The 22,818-nt window shown below is 77.3% G+C and carries 2 protein-coding genes (both running past the window's edge); both read right to left on the reverse strand.

Features of this window, described 5'->3' with window-relative positions; all coding sequences use genetic code 11:
- Positions 1 to 10,698, reverse strand: the 5' portion of a protein-coding gene (locus tag H7H31_RS02475) for a non-ribosomal peptide synthetase (RefSeq protein ID WP_187117723.1). It extends 5,418 nt beyond the left edge of the window; only the first 10,698 of its 16,116 coding nucleotides appear in the window; its start codon is at positions 10,696 to 10,698; its stop codon lies beyond the left edge, outside the window.
- Positions 10,695 to 22,818, reverse strand: the 3' portion of a protein-coding gene (locus H7H31_RS02480; RefSeq protein ID WP_187064253.1) for a non-ribosomal peptide synthetase. It continues 5,663 nt past the right edge of the window; the window shows 12,124 of its 17,787 coding nt (coding positions 5,664-17,787); its start codon lies off the right edge, out of view — the gene reads right to left on this strand; it ends in the stop codon at positions 10,695 to 10,697. Before H7H31_RS02480 ends, H7H31_RS02475 begins: the two co-directional genes overlap by 4 nt.

Consider the following 22,818-nt stretch of genomic DNA (forward strand, 5'->3'; position numbering starts at 1 on the left):
TTCGACGCGGTAGCCGCGCAGCTTGACCTGGTCGTCGGCGCGACCGACGAAGTCGAGCCGCCCGTCGACGCGCACCCGCACCACGTCGCCGGTGCGGTAGAGGCGCGCGCCGGGCGGGCCCGCGGGGTCGGCGACGAACCGCTCGGCGGTCAGCCCGGGTTGGCCCACGTAGCCACGGGCCAGTCCGGTGCCGCCGAGGTACAGCTCGCCGGGCACGCCGTCCGGCACCGGCCGCAGCGCCCCGTCCAGGACGCTGGCGGTCATCCCGTCCAGCGGGGTGCCGATCGGCAGCGCCGCGTCGGCCTCGATGGTGTCGGCCTCGACGGTGTCGGGGTCGGCGGTGGCGGGCTCGGCGGTGGCGGATTCGGCGGTGCCGGGCTCGGCGCTCCCGGGGTGCTCGTCTCGCCCGGCGTGCCCGGTGGTGAGCTGGCTCGACGTGGCGAAGGTGGTGGTCTCGGTGGGGCCGTAGCCGTTGACGATCCGCAGGTGCGGCGCGGCGGCGCGCACGGCCCGTACGGCGGCGGGCGAGACGACGTCGCCGCCCGTCCAGACCTCGCGCAGGCCGTGGAACGCCTCCGGTGTCTCGTGGGCGAGGAGCGCGAACAGGCCCGCGGTCAGCCACAGCGCGGTGGCGCCGCTGGCGGGCAACAGGGAGCGCCAGGCGGCCGGGGCGGTGTCGCCTTCGGGCGCCACGACCACCTCGCCTCCGCGCAGCAGCGGCACCCACAGCTCGTACGTGGCGGCGTCGAAGGAGTGCGGGGAGTGCAGCAGCACGGCGCGGTGCGCCGCGCCGTCCCAGCGGGTGTCGGCCGCCAGCGCCAGCACGGCCGCCTGCTCCACGGCCACGCCCTTGGGCGCCCCCGTGGAGCCGGAGGTGTACATGACGTAGGCGAGTTGCCCGGGATGCGCGGGCGCGGGCGGCTGCCACGGGGCGCCGACGACGCCGGGCGCCGGGCCGGCCGGCGGCGGGGGCAGGATCGGGAGCGCGCCCGCGGCCTCGGCCGCCCGGGCGTCGTCGGCCGCGGCGACCAGGGCGATGGCCCCGGCGGCGGCGAGCACGGCCCGGCAGCGCTCGGCCGGCCAGCTCGGGTGCAGCGGCAGGTAGCCGGCGCCGGCCCAGGCCACCGCGAGGAGGCTGGTGACCAGTTCGGGCGAGCGCGGCAGCAACACGCCGACCACGGCCTCCGGGCCCGCGCCGGCCGCGCGCAACCGCTCGGCCTGGCGGGAGGCGCGGGCGGCGAGTTCGGCGTAGCTGAGCCGGCCGGTGCCGTCCGCGCGCCGCACGGCGGTGGCGTCGGGGGTCGCCGCGGCCTGGGCGGCGAACGCGGCGGCGATGCCCGTTCCGCTCGCGTCACACGGGGTGACCGGTGACGCCTGGGCGAGGGCCGGCAGCGGGCGGGCCGGGGCGCCGGTCAGCCGCCAGCGCGGCGGGCGGTGCGGGTCGGCGGTGTCCACGGAGCCCACCGGGGCCTCGGGGGCGCGCGCCAGGTGGTCGATGGCGGCGGCCACGCGGCGGGTGATGTCGCGCGCGGCGTCGGCGTCGCAGAAGTCGGTGCGGTACTTCAGAGCGAGCCGCAGTCGGCCGGCCTGGGCGGTGGCGGAGAGGGTGAGCGGGTAGTGGGTGGCGTCCCGGCCGCCGACGCCGCGCACCGCGAGGCCGGCGGCGCGCTCGCTGCCGCTGAGGGCCTCGTCGTCGAAGGGGTAGTTCTCGAACACCATCATGGTGTCGAGGAGTTCGCCGTGCCCGGTGGCCCGCTGGATGTCGGCGAGGCCCAGGTGCTGGTGGTCCAGGAGCGCGACCTGCTCGGCGTGCACCTCGGTGACCAGTTCGCGCAGCGGGCGTCCCGGGGTGAGCCGTACGCGCGCCGGCACGGTGTTCACGAACAGGCCGATCATCGACTCGACGCCGGCCAGCTCGGGGGGCCGGCCGGAGACGGCGTTGCCGAACACCACGTCGTCGCGGCCGGTGAGTTGGCCGAGCACCAGGCCCCAGGCGGTCTGCGCCAGGGTGCTGAGGGTGACTCCGACGGCCCGGGCCGTGGCGTCGACGGCGGCCGTCGCCCGCGGGGACAGGGTCAGTTCCGTCTCGCCGGGGACGGCGGCCACGCCCGTGCCGCCCGCCGGCGCGACGAGCGTGGGCCGCTCGAACCCGGCCAGCGCCCGCCGCCAGGCGGCCAGCGCCGCCTGTTCGTCGCGCCCGGCCAGCCAGCGCAGGTAGTCGGCGTACGGGCGGCGGGTGGGCAGCGGCTGGTGCGCGTACGCGGCGAACAGGTCGGTCAGCAGCAGCGGCGCCGACCAGCCGTCCATCAGCAGGTGGTGGCTGGTGAACAGCAGGCGGTGCCGGTCGGGGGCGATCTGGGCCAGCGTGAAGCGCAGCAGTGGCGGCCGGTCCAGGTCGAAGCGTTCGACGCGGTCGGCCTCGGTGAGCTGGGCGAGCGCGGCGAGCGGGTCGGGCTCGGCCCGCAGATCGCGCTGGCGCCAGGCCACGGGCGCGGTCGCCGTCGTGTAGCGCACCAGGGTGCCGTCGCCGAGCTGTCGGAACCCGGCGCGCAGGCTCGCGTGCCGGTCCACGACGGCCTGCGCGGCCTGGCGCAACCGGTCCGCGTCCAGCGCCCCGGTCAGCTCCAGGTCGAGTTGGACGACGTAGACGTCGAGGGCGCTGGTGTCGGCGAGCGCGTGGTAGGCCAGGCCCTGTTGGAGCGGCGACAGCGGCAGCACGTCCGCCAGGTCCGGGTGGGCCCGCTCCAACTCGTCGATTTGCGCCTGGTCGAGGCTGACCAGCGGGAAGTCGGAGGGGGTGTGCCCGCCGTACGCGCCGTGGCCCGCGTGCTCGGCCAGCTCGCGCAGCGTCGCGGTGAAGCGGTCGGCGATACGGCGTACCCGCTCGGCGTCCAGCGGGCCCGGCGGGTAGGTCCAGCGGACGGTCAGGCTCGGGCCGTGTGGTCCACCGACGGCCGAGGCGTGCACGTCCAGCGCGTGGTCGGCGGGGAGGCGGGGGTCGGTGGGGGCGGTGACGGCGTCGGACTCGGGGGCCGGCGTCCAGCTTCCGGCGACCGGGTCGCCGCCGGGCGCGGCGCCGTCGAAGCGGCCCAGGTAGTTGAAGGCGACCTGGGCGCCGCTGGGGGCCTGCGCGTACAGCAGCCCGTAGCCGGTGCCCTGGCGCGGCACCGCGCGCAGTTGTTCCTTCACCCGCTTGACCGCGGCGGCGGTACCGGCCCCGCCGGGGGCGACGCGGACCGGGTACTGGGTGGTGAACCAGCCGACCGTGCGGGAGAGTTCGGCGCCCTCGACCAGTTCCTCGTGGCGGCCGTGCGACTCCAGGTCGATGAGGAGGGAGTCGGTGTCATCGCCGTCCGTGGCCTCCCGTTCCGCGACCACGGCCAGGGCGAGGGCGGCGAGCAGCACGTCCTCGGGACTGGCGTGGAAGGCGGCGGGCACCTCGCCGAGCAGCGGGCCGGCCAGTTCGGGCGCGAGGACGGTGCGCAGCGTGCGGCAACCGGCGGCGGTGTCGGTCACCGGGTCCAGGGGCCGCGTGCCCAGCGGGGGTTCGGCGCCGGCCAGGGTCGCCTCCCAGTGCGCGCGCTCGTCCTCGTGCCGGCCCGCGCCGGCGCGCAGTTCCCTGGCCCAGTGGCCGAAGGAGGTGCCGGGGGCCTCCAGCGTGCGGGGCGCGCCGGTGGTCGTGGCGCGCGGCCCGGTGCCGTCGCCCGGGTGGTCGCCGAGGAGGGTCGCGAGGTCGGCGAGCAGGACGCGCCAGGAGACGCCGTCCACGACCAGGTGGTGGATGGTCAGCAGCAGCCTTCCGCTCTCGCCGTGGCCGGCGTCGAACCACACCGCCTCGACCAGCCGGCCCCGCTCCGGGTCCAACCGTTCGACGGCGGCGGCCGAGTGCTCGGCGACCTGGGCGCGCAGCCGCTCGGGGCCGGCGTCGGCCGCGTCCACGACGGTCAGTCGGTACGTGGCGGGGGCGGCGCCCGCCTCCGCGTCGGTGGGCCGGTCGGCCGTGAGGGCGGGTGCGCCGGTGGCGTCGCGGACCACGGTGGCGCGCAGCATGCCGTGGGTGGCGACCAGTTCGCCCAGGGCGGCGGCGAGGGCCGGCTCGGTGAGCGTGCCGGGGACGCGGACCAGCATGGACTGGTGGAAGGTGCGCCAGGCGGCGGGCCGGCCGGCGAGCCAGTGCATGAGCGGGGTCAGCGGCACGGTGCCGCCCTCGCGGGCGCCCGCCGCGGCGGGCGCGGCGTCGCCAAGGGGGCCGACCACGGCGGCCAGCGCTCGCGGGGTGCGGTGCTCGAAGATCTGTCGGGCGCTCAGGGCGAGGCCCGCCGCCCGGGCGCGGCTGACGAGTTGGATGGAGGAGATGCTGTCGCCGCCGATGGCGAAGAAGCTGTCGTCACCGCCCGCCGGCGCGCGGCCGAGCACTTCGCCGAAGAGGGCGGCCAGCGTGGCGGCGGTGCCGTCGAGTGACCGCTCGTCGGTGGCGGTCGCGACGGGCGCGGGCAGCGCCGCGCGGTCCACCTTGCCGTTCGGGCTGAGCGGGAAGGCGTCCAGCTCCACCAGGACGGCCGGGACCAGGTAGTCGGGCAGCGTCCGGGCCAGCGCCGCCTGGAGCGCGGCGCTGTCCAGCGGGCCGCCGCTGCCCCGGTCGGCCACCAGGTAGCCGACCAGCAGCGGCCGTCCTGGCTGGTCCTCGCGGAGCAGCACGGCGGCCTGCCGTACGCCGGGCAGCGCGCCGAGCGCCGCCTCGACCTCGCCCAGTTCGATACGGAACCCGCGCAGCTTGACCTGGTCGTCCGCGCGGCCCAGGTACTCCAGGACACCGGCCGTGGTCCAGCGGGCCAGGTCGCCGGTGCGGTACATGCGGGCGCCTGGCGGGCCGTACGGGTCGGCGACGAAGCGCTGCGCGGTCAGGCCGGGGCGCGCGTGGTAGCCACGGGCGAGGCCGGTGCCGGCGACGTACAGCTCGCCGGGGGTGCCGGGGGGCACGGGTTGCAGGGCGGCGTCGAGCACGTAGGTGGCCGTCTCGGTGACGGGCCGGCCCACCGGCACCGGGCCGCCGCGCAGGGCGCCCGGGTCGCAGCGCCACAGCGTCGCGTCCACGGTGGTCTCGGTCGGCCCGTACGAGTTGAACATCGCCGTGTGCGGCGCCCAGGCGCGCACGAGTTCGGGCGCGCACGCCTCGCCGGCGACGATCACGGTGGTGCCGGGCGCGACGGCCCGCTCGGGGAGGGCGGCGAGCACCGCGGGCGGCACGGTCAGGTGGGTGATCCGGCGCTCGGCGACGAACCGCGCCAGGGGCTCGCCGAGTCGCCGCTCGGCGGGGACGATCTCCAGGCAGCCGCCGGACAGCAGCGCCATGACGATCTCCCACAGGGAGGTGTCGAAGCTCAGCGAGGCGAACTGGAGGACCCGGGAGCCGGGCCCGGCGCCGAAGCCGTCGATGACGGTGTCGGCGAGGGCGGGCAGCCCCGCGTGCGTGACGACGACGCCCTTGGGGCGGCCGGTGGAGCCGGAGGTGTAGATGACGTACGCCGCCGAGTCGGGGCGCAGCGCCCGCCACGTTCCGGGGTCGGTGGTCGGCTCGGGGTCGGTGGGCGTGGCGGGCAGGGCCAGTGTGGGCAGCCCGGCGGGGGTCGGCGGGTGGTGGCCGGGCGCGACGAGAATCAGGGTCGGCGCGGCGTCGGTGAGCGTGAACCGCACCCTCTCGGCGGGGTAGTCGGGGTCGACGGGCAGGTAGACGGCGCCCGCCTTGTGCACGGCGAGCAGCGCGGTGACGGCCTCGACGGTGCGCGGCAGGGCGACCGCCACCCGGTCGTCGGGCCGTACGCCGTGCGCGATGAGGGCGTGGGCGAGCCGGCTCGCCGCGTCGTCCAACGCGCGGTAAGTGAGGGCGAGGTGGTCGCCGGTGAGCGCGGAGGGGCCGGCGACGGCGGGCGCGGCGCCGTCCGCCGCGACGCGCGCGGCGAACAGCGCGGGGAAGGTCGCCGGACCGCCGGCGGGCAGGGCGGGGCCGCGCGCGGCGGGCCCGGTGGCGGCCGACCGGCGCGCGGGCGCGGCCGGCGCCGCGCCGGTCAGCGCCGCGCGCTCGGCGGCCGAGAGCACGTCGAGTCGGTGCAGCGGGACGTCGGGCTCGTGCGCCGCGGCGGTCAGCAGGCGCACCAGGCGGTCGGCGAGCGCCTCCGCCGTGGGCCGGTCGAAGAGGTCGGTGGCGTATTCGAGAATGCCGTCGATGCCGTCGGCGCCGGCCCGTTCGGCGAGCGTGAACGTCAGGTCGAACTTGGCGGCCTCGCCGAGCGCGGGCACGGCCGTGGTCCGCACGCCGGGCAGCCCGATCTCGGCGGCGGACCGGTTCTCGTAGGCCAGCATGGTCTGGAACAGCGGGTGCCGGGCCAGCGAGCGGTGCGGGCTCACCACGTCCACCAGGTGCTCGAAGGGCACATCGGCGTGGGCGTAGGCGGCCAGGTCCACGGCCCGGACGCGGTCGACGAGCGTGCGGAACGTGGGGTCGCCCGAGGTGTCGGTGCGCAGCACCAGGTTGTTGACGAAGAAGCCGACCAGGTCGTCCAGGGCGGCGTCGGCGCGGCCGGCGACGGGGGTGCCGACGACCACGTCGGTGCCGGCGCCGACCTTGGTCAGCAGGGCGGCGAGCCCGGCGTGGGCGGCCATGAACAGCGACCCGGAGGCGGCGCCGGCCACCTCGCGCAGGGCCCGGTGGGTGGCGGCGGGGACCCTGAAGCGCACGAAGCCGCCCCGGTAGCTGGGCTGGGACGGCCGGGGCCGGTCGGTGGGCAGGACCAACTCGTCGGGCAGCTCGGCGAGTTGGGTACGCCAGTAGGCGACCTGCGCTTCGAGGGGGCCGCCGGGCAGCGCCCCGTCCTCGGCCCAGCCGAGCACCTCGCGCTGCCAGAGGGTGAAGTCGGCGTAGCTGACCGGGAGCGGGGCCCAGGCGGGCGCGGCGCCCTCGCGGCGGGCGGCGTAGGCGGTGGCCAGGTCGGTGAGGAGCGGGCGGGCCGACCACTGGTCGGCGGCGATGTGGTGCACGACGAGGGCGATGACGTGCTGCTCGGCGCCGAGGGCGAGCAGCGTGGCGCGCAGCGGTATCTCCCGCTCCACGTCGAAGGCGGCGCCGGTGAGCTGGGCCAACTCGCGCTCCAGGAGCCCCGGCGCGACCGCGCGCACCGGCAGCACCTCGCCGATCTCGGCGAGCGGCACGACCGCCTGGTGGGGCCGCTCGTCCGCGGCCGGGAAGACGGTGCGCAGGCTCTCGTGCCGCTCAAGCACGTCGCGCACCGCGGCGCGCAGCGCTGGCACGTCCAGCGGCCCGGTCAGCCGGGCGACGAAGGGGATGTTGTACGTGGCGTTCGGGCCGTGCAACTGGTGCAGGAACCACAGCCGGCGCTGGGCCGGCGAGAGCGGCACCCGCTCCGGGCGCGGGCGCGGCACCAGCGGCGCGCGGCGGGAGCTGCCGGGCTCGGCGCGGCGGGCGAGCCCCTCGACGGTGGGCGCCTCGAACACGTCGCGCACCGACACGTCGGCGTCCAGGGCGGCCCGTACCCGGGAGGCGAGTCGGGTGGCGAGCAGCGAGTGCCCGCCGAGGGCGAAGAAGTCCTCGTCCACGCCGACGTGCGGGACGTCGAGCAGATCGCGGAAGAGGCCGGCGACGATCTCCTCCTGCGGGGTGCGCGGAGTGCGCCCGGCGCGCGCCCCGGCCCGCTCGGGCTCGGGCAGCGCCCGCCGGTCGAGCTTGCCGTTGCCGGTCAGCGGCCACCGCTCGACGCGCACGACGGCCGCCGGCACCAGGTAGCCGGGCAGCCGGTCGGCGACGCGGGCGCGCAGCCGGTCCACCTCCAGGTGGTCGGTGGCGGGGCGCACGTAGCCGATCAGGCGGGTGCCGCCATCGGGCCCGGGGCGGGCCAGCACGACGGCGTCGGCGACCTCTGGGTCGGCGGCGAGCGCGGCGCGGGCTTCACCGGGCTCGACGCGGAACCCGCGGATCTGCACCTGTTCGTCGGCCCGGCCCAGGTAGTCGAGTTCGCCGTCGTCGCTCCAGCGGGCCAGGTCGCCGCTGCGGTACATGCGGGCGCCCGGCGGGCCGAACGGGTCGGCCACGAAGCGGGTCGCGGTCAGCGCGTGCCGCCCCAGGTAGCCGCGGGCGAGCCCGGGCCCGGCGACGTAAAGCTCTCCCGGGTGGCCGGGGGCGACGGGCCGCAGCGCGGAGTCCAACACGTAGACGCCGAGGTCGTCGATGGGCCGGCCGACGGGGCTGAGCGGTCGCGAGGCAGCTCCCCCAGCGTGTTCGGCGCTCTCCCCGGCCTCGGCAGCCTCCCCGGCCCCGGCAAGCTCGGAAGCCCTTCCGGCCTCGGCAGGCTCGGCCTCAAGAACGTGCTGCGTGACATGCACCGTGGTCTCGGTGATCCCGTACATGTTGACGAGTTCGGGGCCGTCCGCGCCGTACCGGGCCTGCCACGGCGCGAGGCGGGGTGGCTCCAGGGCCTCGCCGCCGAAGACGACGGTGCGCAGGGTGAGCGGCGCGGCGTCGGCCGGAGCGGCGCACTCGACCTCGGCGAGTTGGTAGAACGCCGACGGGGTCTGGTTGAGGACGGTGACCCGCTCGGCGGCGAGCAGGGCGCGGAACTCCTCCGGCGCGCGTGTGGTGGCCGGGTCCACGACGACCAGCCGCCCGCCGTGCAGCAGGGCGCCGAAGAGTTCCCAGACGGAGAAGTCGAAGGCGTAGGAGTGGAAGAGGGTCCACACGTCGGCGTGGTCGAACGCGAAGAGTTCGCGGGTGGCGTCGAAGAGCCGCAGCACGTTGCCGTGCGGGACGACGACGCCCTTGGGGGCGCCGGTGGAGCCCGAGGTGTAGATGACGTACGCGGTGTGGGCGGCGGTCAGCCGGGGCGCGGGGGCCGGCGCGCCGGCCAGCTCGGCGAGGCGCGCGGCGGTGTGCGGGGCGTCCAGGGCGACGCGCGGCACGCCGCCGGGCTCCTGCGGGAACGTCTCGCCACGGGTCAGCAGCGCGACGGGGGCCGCGTCGCGGAGCACGGTGGCGGTGCGGTCGGCGGGACCGTCGGCGACCAGCGGCAGGTAGCCGGCGCCCGTCTTGAGTACGGCCAGCACGGCGGCGACCTGGTCCGTGGACGGCGGGAGGGCGAGCGCGACCAGCTCGCCGGGGGCCGCGCCGTGCTCGCGCAGCAGCGCCGCCAACTGGTCCGAGCGGGCGTCGAGTTCGCGGTAGCTGAGGTGGGTGGTGCCGTGTGTGACGGCGGTGGCGTCGGGATCGCGGCGGGCGGCGCGGGCGAAGCGGGCGGTGAGGGTGTCGTCGTCCGCCGGGGCTTCGGTGGTCAGCGGGGCGCCGTCGGACAGGGCGCGGCGGCGCTCGTGCGGGGCGAGGAGTTCGACGGAGCCCACCGGGCGGTCCGCGGCGCGCGCGTAGGCGCCGAGCATGCGCGCGTACGCCGCACCCAGTGCCCGCGCCCGCTCGGCGGTGAGCTGGTCGGGGCGGTAGCGCAGCGCGACGCGCGGGTTCGGTCCCGGGTGGACGACGACGGTGACCGGGTAGTGGGTGGCGTCCTCGCCGCGTACGGAGGCGACCCGTACGCCGCCCGCGGCCTGGGCGGCGGCCAGCCCGTCGGAGTCGACCGCGAAGTTCTCCACCACCAGGAGCGTGTCGAAGAGTTCGCCGATACCGGCCGCCTGTTGGATGCGGGCCAGGCCGATGTGCTGGTGGTCCAGGAGGCGGGCCTGGTCGCGCTGGAGGGTGTGGGCCACGTCGGTCAGCGCGCGGGCGCTGGGCGCGTGCACCACCACCGGCAGGGTGTTGATGAACAGGCCGATCATGGCGTCGGCGCCGTCGAGTTCGGCGGGGCGGCCGGAGACGGTGGTGCCGAAGGCGACGTCGGGGCGGCCGGTGTGCCGGGCCAACGTGGCGCCCCAGGCGGCCTGGTAGAGCGTGCTGGTGGTCAGGCCCTGCGCGCTGGCCAGCGCGGCGAGCCCGGCGCCGGTGCCCTCGGGGAGGGTGAGGTCGAGTTGGTGGGGCAGTTCGGGTACGCCGGCGAAGGGCCCGGGGACCAGCAGCGTCGGCTCGTCGAGGCCGGCGAGCGCGGCGCGCCAGGCGGCCTCGGCCGCCGCGTCGTCCTGTCCCGCGAGGTGGGCCAGGAAGTCCCGGTAGGGGCGGACCGGCGGGAGCGCGCTGTCCGAGCCGCCGGCCGCGTAGCAGGCGAACAGCTCCTTGCCGAGCAGCGGCACCGACCAGCCGTCGATGAGGATGTGGTGGGCGCACAGCAGCAGGTGCCACGCCTGGTCGTCGAGCTTGATCAGGGTGAGTCGCAGCAGCGGCGGCTCGGTCAGGTCGAAGCGGCGGGCCCGGTCGGCCGCGGTCAGCCGGGCGAGTTCGCTCTCTCGCTCGGCCGCCGGGTACGCCGACAGGTCGTGCTCGTACCAGGGCAGTTCGCAGTGGTGCGGGATGACCTGGACGGCGCGGTCCAGGCCGTCCTGGAGGAAGGCGGCGCGCAGGTTGGCGTGCCGGCGCAGCAGGCTCTGGCCGGCCGCGCGCAGGGCCCGGCCGTCGACGGGGCCGCGCAGGTCGAAGGCGAGCTGCAGGGTGTAGACGTCCAGGGCCCGCGCGTCGAACGCGGAGTGGAACAGCAGGCCCTCCTGCAACGGGGACAGCGGAAGGATGTCGTCCAGGCCGTCGTGCTCACTCACCGGTTCCTCCATCGTGCTTGGAGCAGGGCGCTCTGTTCTGGGCTGAGCGGGGAGAGCGGCGGCCCGGCGGGCCCGCGCTCGGGTGCGGGCGCCGGCCGCGGCTCGGCCGGCGCCGGCCGCGGCTCGGCCGGCGTCGGCCGCGCGCTCGCGGGCCGCGGCGGCTCGGCGCTGTCGTGCGGGTGCTGGTCGGCCGGATCGGCCGGATCGGCTGGGTCGGCTGGGTCGGCTGGGTCGTTCGGGTCCCTCTGGTCGGCCGGGTCGCCGTGGGCCAGGCGGGTCAGGGCGGCGAGCCACAGCGCGCCGAGTTCGGTCACCTCGGCCTCGGTCAGCGAGCTGGGCGCCCAGGTGAGCCGGGTGTGCAGGGCGGGTCCGCCCGGGGTCTCCCGGGTGACGGCGTTCAGCTCCAGCGGGTGGGCCATCGCCAGTGCGCCGTCGATGGCGCCGCCGAGCACGCCGGCCTCGGGCGCCGCCGACCAGGGCCGGTCGTCGGACGCGGCGGCGAAGCGGCCCAGGTAGTTGAAGGCGATCCGTGGCGTGGGGGCCTCGCGGAGCGCGGCCCGCCCCTCGGGGTCGAGGTGGCGCAGCAGCCCGTAGCCGATGCCGCTGTCGGGGATGGCGGCCGTCGCCTCGCGTACGCGGCGCACCGCCTCGCCGACGGGGCCGGTGACGGGGGCGTCCAGCAGGACCGGGTAGAGGCTGGTGAACCAGCCGACGGTGCGCGAGAGGTCGGCGCCCGGGCTGATGTGCTCCTCGCGGCCGTGACCCTCGACGTGCACCAGGAACCGGGCCCGCGCGGCGCCGCCCCACGCGCCGACAGCGATGGCCAGCGCGGTCAGCAACAGGTCGCCGACCCCGGCGCGGTACCGCTCGGTCGCGGTGGTCAGCAGCGGGCCGGTGGTCTCCGGTGGCAGCACCACGACGCGGTGCCGGGCCGCGCCCACGGTGTCGGTGACGGGCCCGTCGGCCCGGCCGCCCGGCAACCCGTCCGAGCCCGCCAACATCTCGCTCCACAGAGGGAGTTCGGACCGTCGCCGGGCGGCGAGGCGCGGCAGGTCGGCGGCCCAGGCCGGGAAGGAGGTGGGCACCGGCGGCAGCGCGGGGCGCCGCCCGGCGGCCACGGCCTGCCACGCCGCGCGCAGGTCGTCGACCAGGACGCGCCAGGACACGCCGTCCACGGCCAGGTGGTGGACGACCAGCAGCAGCCGGCCGGGGCGCGCGGGCCCGTGGTCGAACCACACGGCCCGCACCATCCGCCCGCGCGCCGGGTCGAGTCCGTCCGCCGCCGCCTCGACCGCGGCCTGGGTCGCGGCCTCGGTCAGCGGTCGCGCGTCGGCGACGTGCCGCAGCGGCGGTTCCGGGACCGCGTCGGCCGCCTCCGGTACGTCGAAGGTGCCTTGCTCAGCGCTCAGGTCCACGCGGGCCCGTAGCATCGCGTGCCGGTCGACCAGCGCGGCCAACACCGTCTCCAGCTCGGCGCGTTGGATGCCGGACGGCAGGGTGAGCAGCATCGACTGGCTGAACCGCCCGGTGGGCCCGGCGCGCTCGGCCAGCCAGCGCATGATCGGGGTCAGCGGGGCGGGCCCGGCCGGCGCGGCGGGCGCAGTGGTGGGTTCGGGCGCGGGCTCGGCCCGGTCGGCGACGAGTGCGGCCAGCCGGCGCACGGTGGCCTCCTCGAACACCTCGCGCGGGCTGATCCGCAGGCCCGCCGCGCGGGCCCGGGCCACCAGTTGCATGGACAGGATGCTGTCGCCGCCGAGCGCGAAGAAGCTGTCGTCGGCGCCGACCGTCGGCAGCGCGAGCACCGCCGCGAACAGTTCGGCGAGCAACTCCTCGGTCGGCCCGACCGGCTTGGCGTGCCCGATGGCCGCCGCGAAGTTGGGCGCGGGCAGGGCGTCCTGGTCGAGCTTGCCGTTGGCGGTCACGGGCAGCCGGTCCACCACGACGAGCGCGGCGGGCACCATGTGCTCGGGCAGCGCGGCGGCGAGTTCGGCCCGCAGCGCGTCGGTGTCCACCGCGCCGGCCCGCTGCCCGTCCCGGGCCTCGGGCTCCGTGGCCGGGACCAGGTAGCCCACCAGTCGCCTGGGGCCGCCGCCGTCGGCGCGGACCACGACGGCAGCCGCGCGCACCTGGGGCGAGCGGGTCAGGGCGGTGGTGATCTCGCCGAGTTCGACCCTGAAGCCCCGGACCTTGACCTGGTCGTCGCCCCGGCCGTGGTAGCGCAACTGGCCGTCGGGCCCCCAGGAGACCAGGTCCCCGGTGCGGTACAGGCGGGCGCCGGGCGCTCCGAACGGGTCGGCCACGAAGCGCTGCGCGGTCAGCCCCGGGCGCCGCAGGTAGCCGCGGCCCACGCCGTCGCCGCCCACGTACAGCTCCCCCACCACGCCGGGTGGCACCGGGCGCAGCAGCGGGTCGAGGACGTGCGCGGAGGTGCCGGGCAGCGGGCTGCCGATCGGGGGTGAGGCGGCGCCGGCGAGCGGCCGGCTCATGGTCACGCAGGCGGTGGTCTCGGTCGGCCCGTACGCGTTGACCATGCGCCGCCCGGGTGACCAGCGGGCCACCAGTTCGGCTGGGCACGCCTCGCCGCCGACGACCAGGGTGCGCAGGCAGTCCAGGCCGGCGGGTTCGAGGCCGGTGAGCGCGGTGGGCGGGATGAGGGCGTGGCTGACGCGGTGCTCGGCGATGGCCTCGCCGAGCGGTTCGCCGGCCAGCGGTCCGGGCGGCGGGACGACCAGCGTCGCGCCGGTGGCCAGGGCCATCAGCGTCTCCATCACGGAGGCGTCGAAGGAGGGGGAGGCGAGCGCGAGGACGCGGCTGTCCGGGCCGATGGCCAGCCGCTCGGCCTGGGCTCGCGCGAGCGCCGCCAGGCCGTGCTGCTCGATCACCACGCCCTTGGGCCGGCCGGTAGAGCCGGAGGTGTAGATGACGTACGCGGCGTCGCGCGGCGAGGGCGCGCCGCTCACCTCGCGCTCGCCCGGATCGGCGGACGCCGCCTCGCTTGTGGTCAGGTCCTCGATGTGCAGCGGGCGAGCGTCGGTCGCGGGCACCTGGTCGGCCAGGGCGCGGGTGGTGAGCACCAGGGCCGGGGCGGCGTCGGCGAGCATGAACGCGATGCGCTGGGCCGGGTAGTCGGGGTCGATGGGCACCTGCGCCGCGCCCGCGTACTGCACCGCGAGCAGCGCGACGGTCAGGTCGACGGAGCGCGGCAACAGCAGGGCGACCAGCCGCCCGCGGCCGGCGCCGTGCGCGGCGAGCCGCCCGGCCAGGTGCCGGGCCCGCGCGTCGAGTTCCCGGTAGGTCAGTTCGCCGGTGGGCCCGGCCACGGCGATGGCCCGTGGACGGGCCCGTACCTGGTCGCCGGCCAGGCGCGCCCAGGTGGTGGGGGGTGGCGCCGTGGGGCCCTGGCCGTGTTCGGCGAGTGCGGCCCGTTCGGCGGGCAGCAGCAGGTCGAGCGCGCCGACCGGGGTGTCGGGCGAGGTCACGACGGCCCGCAGGCCCGCTACGACGCGTTCCGCGATCCGCCGCACTGCCGTGGCGTCCAGCGCGTCGCCCTGGTACCTCAGCCGCAGCGTCAACGCGTCGCCGGGGATGGCGACGCAGGTGAGCGGGTAGTGCGTGGCGTCCCAGCCCTGGACCTCGGCCACGGTCAGGCCGGTGCCCTCGGTCAGTTCCGCCAGGTCGTCCACGGGGTAGTTCTCGACGGCCGTCAGCGTGTCGAAGAGGGTGCCGATGCCGGCCTCGCGCTGGATGTCGGCCAGGCCCAGGTGCTGGTGCGGCAGCAGGGTGGTCAGCTCGTCCTGGACGCGGGCGAGCAGCGCGCCGAGCGGTTCGCCGGGGCGCAACCGGACGCGGACCGGCACCGTGTTGACGAAGAGGCCGATCATGTCGGTGACGCCGGGGACCTCGGCGGGGCGGCCGGAGACGACGGTGCCGAAGACGACGTCGCCGCGGCCGGTGCAGGCCGCCAGGGTCAGCGCCCACACGGTCTGCACGACGGTGCCCAGGGTGAGTTCGGTACGCCGGGCGAACGCGGCCAACTCCGCGGTCAGGTCGGCGTCCAGGACCTGGGTCAGCTCCTCGGGCACCCCGGCCACGGCGCGCGCGGCGGCGGGCGCGAGGAGGGTGGGCTCGGTGACGCCGGCCAGCGCGGTGCGCCAGGCCGCGCCGGCCGCCGTACGGTCCTGGGCGGCGAGCCAGCGCAGGTAGTGCGGGTACTGCGGGGCGGCCGGCGGGCCGCCCACCGCCGGCGCGTCGCCGTCGGCCGCCCGTGCGCGGGCGTATCCCTGGAGCAACTCCCGTACGAGCAGCGGCATCGACCAGCCGTCGAGGACCAGGTGGTGGCCGGTGAGGACGAGTTCGCTGGTGGTGTCGTCGAGCCGGAGCAGCGTGCAGCGCAGCAGCGGTGGGGCGTTCAGGTCGAAGCGGCGCAGCCGGTCGTCCTCGGCGGCGCGCCGGGCGCGCCGCTCGCGCTCGCGCCGGGTGTACCGGCGCAGGTCCCGCTCGCTGACCTCGGCGCGTGCGACCTCGGCGGCCCGCTGCGTCCAGCCGCCGGCCGCCCCCGGGTCCTGGCCGGCGCCCGGCTCGGTGGGCGAGAACGCCGTCCGCAGCGGGGCGTGCCGGTCGACGACGCCGTCCAGCGCGGCGCGCAACCGCTCCGTCTCCACGGCGCCGCGCAGGCGCAGCGCGACCTGGACGTGGTAGAGGTCGAGCGCGCTCTCGTCGTACCGGGACAGGAACAGCAGCCCCTCCTGGAGCGGCGTCACCGGCCAGTCCGCGCCGGACGCGGTGGTCGGCGCGGCGTCCGGCGCGGCGTCCGGCTCTGTCACCGGTACGCGCACCGCGACGGTCAGCAGGCCGCGCACGGTGCGCTGGCGGAAGACGTCCTGCGGGGTGAAGCGCAGGCCGGCCCTGCGGGCGGCGCCGACCAGGTGGATGGAGAGGATGCTGTCGCCGCCGAGCGCGAAGAAGCTGTCGGTGGTGCCGGCCTCGGGCAGGTGCAGCAGTTCGGCGAAGAGCCCGGCCAACAGGTGCTCGTCGGGGGTCTCGGCCCGCACCCGGCCGGCCTCCTGGGCGAGGTGGGGGGCCGGCAGCGCGGCGCGGTCGAGCTTGCCGTTGCGGGTGACCGGCAGCGCCTCAAGCCCGATCAGGGCGGTGGGCACCAGGTGCGCGGGCAGCACCGTGGCCAGGTGGTCGCGCAGGTCGGCCAGTGCGGCGGCGTCCAGCGCGGCGTCCAGCGGGGGGTGCTCCCCCGGCGCCGGGTGCGCGGCCGGGACGACGTAGCCGATCAGGTGCGCGGCGCCGGTCGCCGGATCGGTGTGGGCGACCACGGCGCTGTGCGCCACGGCCGGGTGCGCGTCGATGGCCGCCTGGATCTCGCCGGGTTCCACCCGCAGCCCGCGCAGCTTGATCTGGTCGTCGGCCCGGCCGAGGTGGTCCAGGCTGCCGTCGCGCCGCCAGCGGGCCAGGTCGCCGGTGCGGTAGAGGCGGGAGCCTGGGGGCCCGTACGGGTCGGCGGTGAAGCGCTCGGCGGTGAGCGCGGCCCGACCCAGGTAGCCGAGCGCGAGTTGGCTCCCGGCCAGGTACAGCTCGCCGGGCACGCCCGGGGGCACCGGGCGCAGCGCGGCGTCCAGGACCAGGGTGCGGGTGTTCCACACCGGCCGCCCGATCGGCACCAGGACCGCGTCCGCGTCGGCCGCCTCGGTCTGCCAGGCGGTGACGTCCACGGCGGCCTCGGTGGGCCCGTACAGGTTGTGCAGTTCGGCGTGCGGGGCCAGGCGTCGCCAGGTGGCGACGGCGGCCGGCGGCAGCGCCTCGCCGCTGGCGAACACCCGGCGCAGGCTGGCGCAGTCGCCCGGGTGGGCGACGGCCGTGAACGCGGCGAGCATCGAGGGCACGAAGTGCGCGGTGGTGATCGCCCGGTCGCGGATGAGGGCGGCGACGGTGGCCGGGTCGCGGTGGTCGTCGGGGCCGGCGACGACGAGCGTGGCGCCGGCGAGCAGCGGCCAGAACAGCTCCCACACCGACACGTCGAAGCTGGCCGGCGTCTTGTGCAGCACCCGGTCGTCGGCGCCGATCGGGTAGGCGTGTCGCATCCAGCGCAGCCGGTTGGCGATGGCGTCGTGGGTGACGAGCACGCCCTTGGGGCGGCCGGTGGAACCGGAGGTGTAGATGACGTACGCGGCGTCGCCGGACCGCGGCGCGGTCAGCTCGGGTGCTCGCGCGTCGGCGGGGTCGGGTTCGGGTGGCGTGCCCAGCCGCAGCAGCGGCAGCGCGCCGCCGTCTGCTCCCGCGCCGTCGGCCACGGCCCACCGGCCCGCGCCCCTCGCCCCAGGGAACCACCGCTCGGCCAGTTCCGGCGTGGTCACCAGGGCTCCGGCGCCCGCGTCGGCCACCAGCGCGGCGGCCCGTTCGCGCGGCAGTTCCGGGTCGACGGGCAGGTAGGCGGCGCCGACGCGCTGCGCGGCGTGCACGGCCAGCACCAGGGCGGCCGAGCGCGGCAGCGCGACGGCCACCACGTCGCCACGGCCGAGCCGGGGGCCGTCGCCGGCGCCGGTGTCCGGGGCGGCGAGCAGGCGCGCGAAGGCGTCCGCCGCCGCGTCGAACTCGGCGTAGGTCCAGCTCTGTTCGCCGGCGACGAGGGCGGTCGCGGCCGGGGTGCGGGCGGCCTGCGCGCGGACCAGGTCGGGCAGGGTCGCGGGGGGCAGCGGATGGGCGGTGTCGTTCCAGTCGGTGAGCGCCCGCCGCCGGTCGGCGGCGGTCAGCAGGCTCGCGGCGCTCAGCGGCGCGTCCGGGTGGTGGCAGGCCCAGTCGAGCAGGGCGCACAGCCGGTCGGCGAGGGCCCGCACGGTGGCCCGGTCGAACAGCGCGGTGCGGTAGTTGAACGCCGCGCGCAGTCCGTGCCGGCCGTGTTCCTCGACGATGGCCAGGGTCAGGTCCCACTTGGCGCCCCGGGTCTCGACCAGTTCCACGGTGGCCCGCGCGGGGCCGAGCGCGACGGTGCGGCGCGGCGCGTTCTGGTGCACCAGGGCGACGTGGAACAGCGGGTGCCGGGACAGCGAGCGCTCCGGGCTCAGTCGGTCCACCAGGCGTTCGAAGGGCAGCTCGCCGTGGTCGAAGGCGTCCAGGTCCACCGCGCGCACCCGCTCGACCAGCTCCCGGAAGGTGGGGTCGCCCGAGGTGTCGGTGCGCAGCACGACCGTGTTGGAGACCAGGCCCACCAGGTCGGCCAGGGCCTGGTCGGCGCGCCCGCTGAGGACGGTGCCGATCGGCAGGTCGGTGCCGCCGCCGTGGGCGGTCAGCAGCGCGGCGAAGGCCGCCTGCACGACCATGAACAGCGTCGCGCCCGACTCGGCCGCCAGCTCGGCCGCCGCGCGGTGGGCCGGCGCGTCGATGGTGAACTCCGCCGAGTCGCCGCGCTGGTCCACCTCGGTGGGCCGGGGCCGGTCGAGGGGCAGCGGGATCTCCTCCGGGGCGCCGGCCAGCGCCGCGCGCCAGTAGTCGGTCAGCGCCTCCTCCCGGTCGGCCAGGGCCGCGGCCTGCCACAGCGTGTAGTCGGCGTACTGCGTGGCCGGCGCGGGCGGCGCCGCGCTGGTCGCGCCGGGCAGGCCGGCCGCGTAGAGCGCGGCCAGGTCGGCGACCAGCGGCCCCACCGACCACTCGTCGCAGGCGATGTGGTGCAGGACCAGCACCAGTACGCTCTCGCCGTCCCGGGTGCGCAACAGGTGGGCCCGCAAAGGGGGTTCAGTGGCCAGGTCGAACTCGTACGCGGCGAGCCGACGCACCTCGGCCGTGACCGCGTCGGCCGCGACCTCGCCGGTGTGCAGGGTGGGCACGGCCGCCTCGGGCGCGAGCACGCGCTGCGTCGCGCGGCCGTCGCGCTCGGGGAAGACGGTGCGCAACACCTCGTGCCGCGTGGTCAGTTCGGCCAGCGCGGAGCGCAGCGCGGCCGGGTCGAGCCGGTCGTGGGTGCGCAACACGAGCGGCACCGTGTACGTGGTGCCGGAGCCGGCGAGCCGGTGCAGGAACCACAGCCGCTGCTGCGCCGGGGACAGCGGCAGCGCGGCCGGCCGGGTGGGCGCGGCGGTCAGGGCGGGCCAGGGCGCGCGCTCGGCCCGGTCGGCGGCGGCGACGCGTTCGGCGAGCGCGGCGACCGTGGGGGCCTCGAACAGGGCCCGGAGGGGCAGGCGTACGCCGAGGTCAGCGTGGACGCGCCCGGCGAGCTGGGTGACCAGCAGCGAGTGGCCGCCGAGGGCGAAGAAGTTGTCGTCAAGACCCACCGGTGGGACGCCGAGCACCTGGCCGAACGCGGCGCTGAGCGCCTTCTCGCGCGCCGTGCGCGGCGCCCGTCCGGCCGCTGCCGGCGCGCGGGTGGGCAGCGGCAGCGCGGCCCGGTCGAGCTTGCCGTTGGTGGTGAGCGGCAGCCGGTCCAGGGTGACGAAGGCGGCGGGCACCATGTGTTCGGGCAGCGCGGCGGCGCACGCGGCGCGCAACGCGGTGGCATCCGGTCCCCCGGGGTGGCGGGTGGTGGCGTCGGCGGGGTCCGTCGGGTCTGTGACGACGTAGGCGACGAGGCCCTCGCCGGTGGGCAGGTCGGTGCGGAGCACCACGGCCGCCGCGCGCACGCCGGCGACCGCGAGCAGCACCGCCTCGATCTCGCCGCTCTCCACCCGGAAGCCGCGCACCGAGACCTGGTCGTCGGCGCGGCCCAGGTAGCGCAGCACCCCGTCGCGCGACCAGCGCACCAGGTCACCGCTGCGGTAGAGCCGACTGCCGGGCGGCCCGAAGGGGTTGGCCACGAAGCGGCTCGCGGTCAGGCCCGGGCGGCGCAGATAGCCGCGCGCGAGGCCGCCGCCGGCCACGTACAGCTCGCCGCGCACGCCCGGCGGCACCGGCCGCAGCCCGTCGTCGAGGACGTACAGGCGCAGGTCGTCGATGGCCCGGCCGATGGGGCTGGCCACCTCGGCGTCGGGTGCGGCCTCCTGTCGCCCGGTCAGCTCGTGTCCGGTGACGTGGACGGTGGTCTCGGTGATGCCGTACATGTTCAGCAGTCGTGGCCCGTCCGGCCCGGCCGGCCCCGCCGTCCAGGGGGTGACGCGACGCGGGTCGAGAGCCTCGCCGCCGAAGACGACCCAGCGCAGGGAGGGCGGTGGCGCGGCGTCGCCCAGCGCGTCGGTGAGCTGGTAGAAGGCGGACGGCGTCTGGCTGAGGACGGTCACGCGCTCGTCGGCGAGCAGGCGCAGCACGTCCGGGGCGGAGCGCGCCGTGTCGTGCGGGACGATGACGAGCCGGCCGCCGTGCAGCAGGGCGCCCCACAGCTCCCAGACGGAGAAGTCGAAGGCGTACGAGTGGAACATCGTCCACACGTCGGCGGGCCCGAACGCGAAGCGCTCGCGGGTGGCGTCGAAGAGGCGGGTGATGTTGCGCCGGGAGACCACCACGCCCTTGGGGCGGCCGGTGGAGCCCGAGGTGTAGATGAGGTACGCGGCGTGCTCGGGGTGCGCGGGGGCCGGGCCGCCGGCGCGCGCGGGCGCGGCGGCCTCGGGTGCGGCGGCCTCGGGCGCGAGGGGGTCGCCGTCCTCGGTCAGGGTCAGTACCGGGTGGCCGCGCAGGGCCTGGTCGTCGGCGTGCTCGGCCGTAGTGAGGACGGCCGCCGGGGCGGCGTCGGCGAGCGTGTACGCGATCCGGTCCGCCGGGTAGCGCGGGTCGATGGGCACGTACGCGGCCCCCGCGCGCAGCACGCCGACGATGGCCACGACCGCGAGCGGCGAGCGGGGCAGCAGCAGGGCCACGCGGTCCTCGGGGCCCACGTCCCGGGCAGTGAGCCGGGCGGCCAGGCGGCGGGAGGCGGCGTCGAGTTCGCGGTAGCTGAGGGTGCGCCCGGCGTGGCTGACGGCGGGCGCGTCGGGGTCGGCCCGCACCACGGTGGCGAAGCGTTCGATGAGGTCGGGCTCGCCGTCGTGCTCGCCGGTGGGGTTCCACTCGGTGAGCTGGGTGTGCCGCTCGGCGGCGGTGGTCACGGCCAGCCGGGACACCGGCGTGTGGGGCCGGGCGACGGCCGCGGCCAGCAGCCGGACCAGGCGGGCGGCGACGTCGGTGGCGGTGGGGCGGTCGAACAGGTCGGCGTCGTAGTTGAGCGCCCCGGTCAGCGCGCCCGTCCCGGCGTGGTCGGTGAAGCCGACGATGAGGTCGAACTTGGCGGTGTCCGTCTCGCGCAGCGCGAAGCCCACCTCGGCGCCCTCGGCCGTGAACGGCGGCTCGTCGCGGCTCTGGTAGGTCAGCATCACCTGGAACAGCGGGTTGGCCGCCGGGGAGCGGTCCGGGTTCAGCTCCTCGACCACCCGCTCGAAGGGCACCTGGGCGTGGTCGAACGCCTCCAGTGTGCCGCGCCGTACCCGGGCGAGCAGGTCGGCGAAGTTGGGGTTGCCGCTCAGGTCGGTACGGAGCACCAGGGTGTTGACGAAGAAGCCGACGAGCGGCTCGGTGTGGCGGTCGTCGCGGCCCGCGGTGGGCACGCCCAGCGGGATGTCGTCGCCGGCGCCGAGCGCGTGCAGCAACGCGGCGACGGCGGCCTGGGCCACCATGAACGGGGTCACGCCCCGCTCGCGGGCCAGCGCGCGCAGCGCCGTGGCCGTCGGCTCCGGCACCTCGAAGGGGACGAAGCCGCCGCGCCCGCTGGGCACCGCGGGCCGCGGCCGGTCGGTCGGCAGCTCAAGCACGCGCGGGGCGCCGTCCAACGCGGCCCTCCAGTAGGCCAGTTGCTCGTCCCAGGTCGGTCCGTCGAGGAGTTCGAGCTGCCAGGCCGCGTAGTCCGCGTACTGCACGGCCAGCGGCGGCAGGTCCGGCGCGTGCCCGGCGCGGCGGGCGGCGTAGGCGGCGGACAGGTCGGTGAGCAGCGGCTCGACCGACCACTCGTCGGCGGCGATGTGGTGCAGCAACAGCAGCACCGTCCACGTGCCCTCGCTCCGCAACACGCTCACCCGCAGCGGGAACTCCGTCATCAGGTCGAACGGCCGGCGGGCCAGCGCGTCGAGGGTGTCCTCCACCGCGTCGGCCGGCACGGTCCGCGTCTCGAACGGCGGTTGCCAGTCGGCGGCGACGCGCTGGTACGGCTGGCCCTCTTCGGTCTCCGCGAACACCGTGCGCAGCACCTCGTGCCGGCCCATCAGGTCACCGACGGCGGCGCGCAGCGCGTCGGGGTCGGCGTCGCCGGTCAGGGTGAGCACGAAGGGCAGGTGGTAGGCGGCGCCCGGGGCGGCGAGCCGGTGCAGGAACCACAGTCGGCGCTGGGCCGGGGACAGCGGTGGCCGCTCCGGTCGCGGGCGGGCGGTCAGCTCGGGCGCCGCCGGCCGGTCGGTGGCGACCAGCGCGGCCAGCGCGCGCACGGTGGGGGCCTCGAAGACGGCGCGTACGGAGACGTCGAGCCCGAGCGCGCGCGCACCGACGGCCAGCCGGGCGGCGAGCAGCGAATGGCCGCCGAGGGCGAAGAAGTCGTCGTCGGCGCCGACCTCGGGCAGCCCGAGCACCCGCGCGAACAGGCCGGCCAGTACCTCCTCGCGCTGGCCCGTGGGCGCGCGTCCGGTGACCGCGTCGAACCGTGGGGCGGGCAGCGCGGCGCGGTCCAGCTTGCCGTTCGGCGTACGCGGCAGCTCCTCCAGCGGCACCAGCAGCGCGGGCACCAGGTGGTCGGGCAACGCGGCGGCCAACCGCGCGCGTAGGCCGTCGAGCGCGCCGGCGTCGGCCGGCCCCACGACGTAGCCCACCAGGCGTGCGCCGCCGCCGTCGGGGGTGCCGGCCGTGGTGGCGACGACGGCCGCGTCGCGCACCCGGGCGTCGGCGCGCAGCGCCGCCTCCACCTCGCCGGGCTCCACCCGGTGGCCGCGGATCTTGACCTGCTGGTCGGCGCGGCCGACCACCTCAAGGGTGCCGTCGGGGCGCTGCCTGGCCAGGTCGCCGGTGCGGTACATCCGCTGGCCGGGACCGCCGTGCGGGTCGGCCACGAAGCGCTGGGCGGTGAGCGCGGCCCGGCCCAGGTAGCCGCGGGCCACGCCGGCGCCGGCCAGGTACAGCTCGCCGGTCAGGCCCGTGGGCACCGGGGCCAGCGCGCGGTCCAGGACGTAGGCGCGG

Source organism: Streptomyces buecherae (genome assembly GCF_014295035.1).
GTDB classification, from domain to species: Bacteria; Actinomycetota; Actinomycetes; order Streptomycetales; family Streptomycetaceae; genus Streptomyces; species Streptomyces youssoufiensis.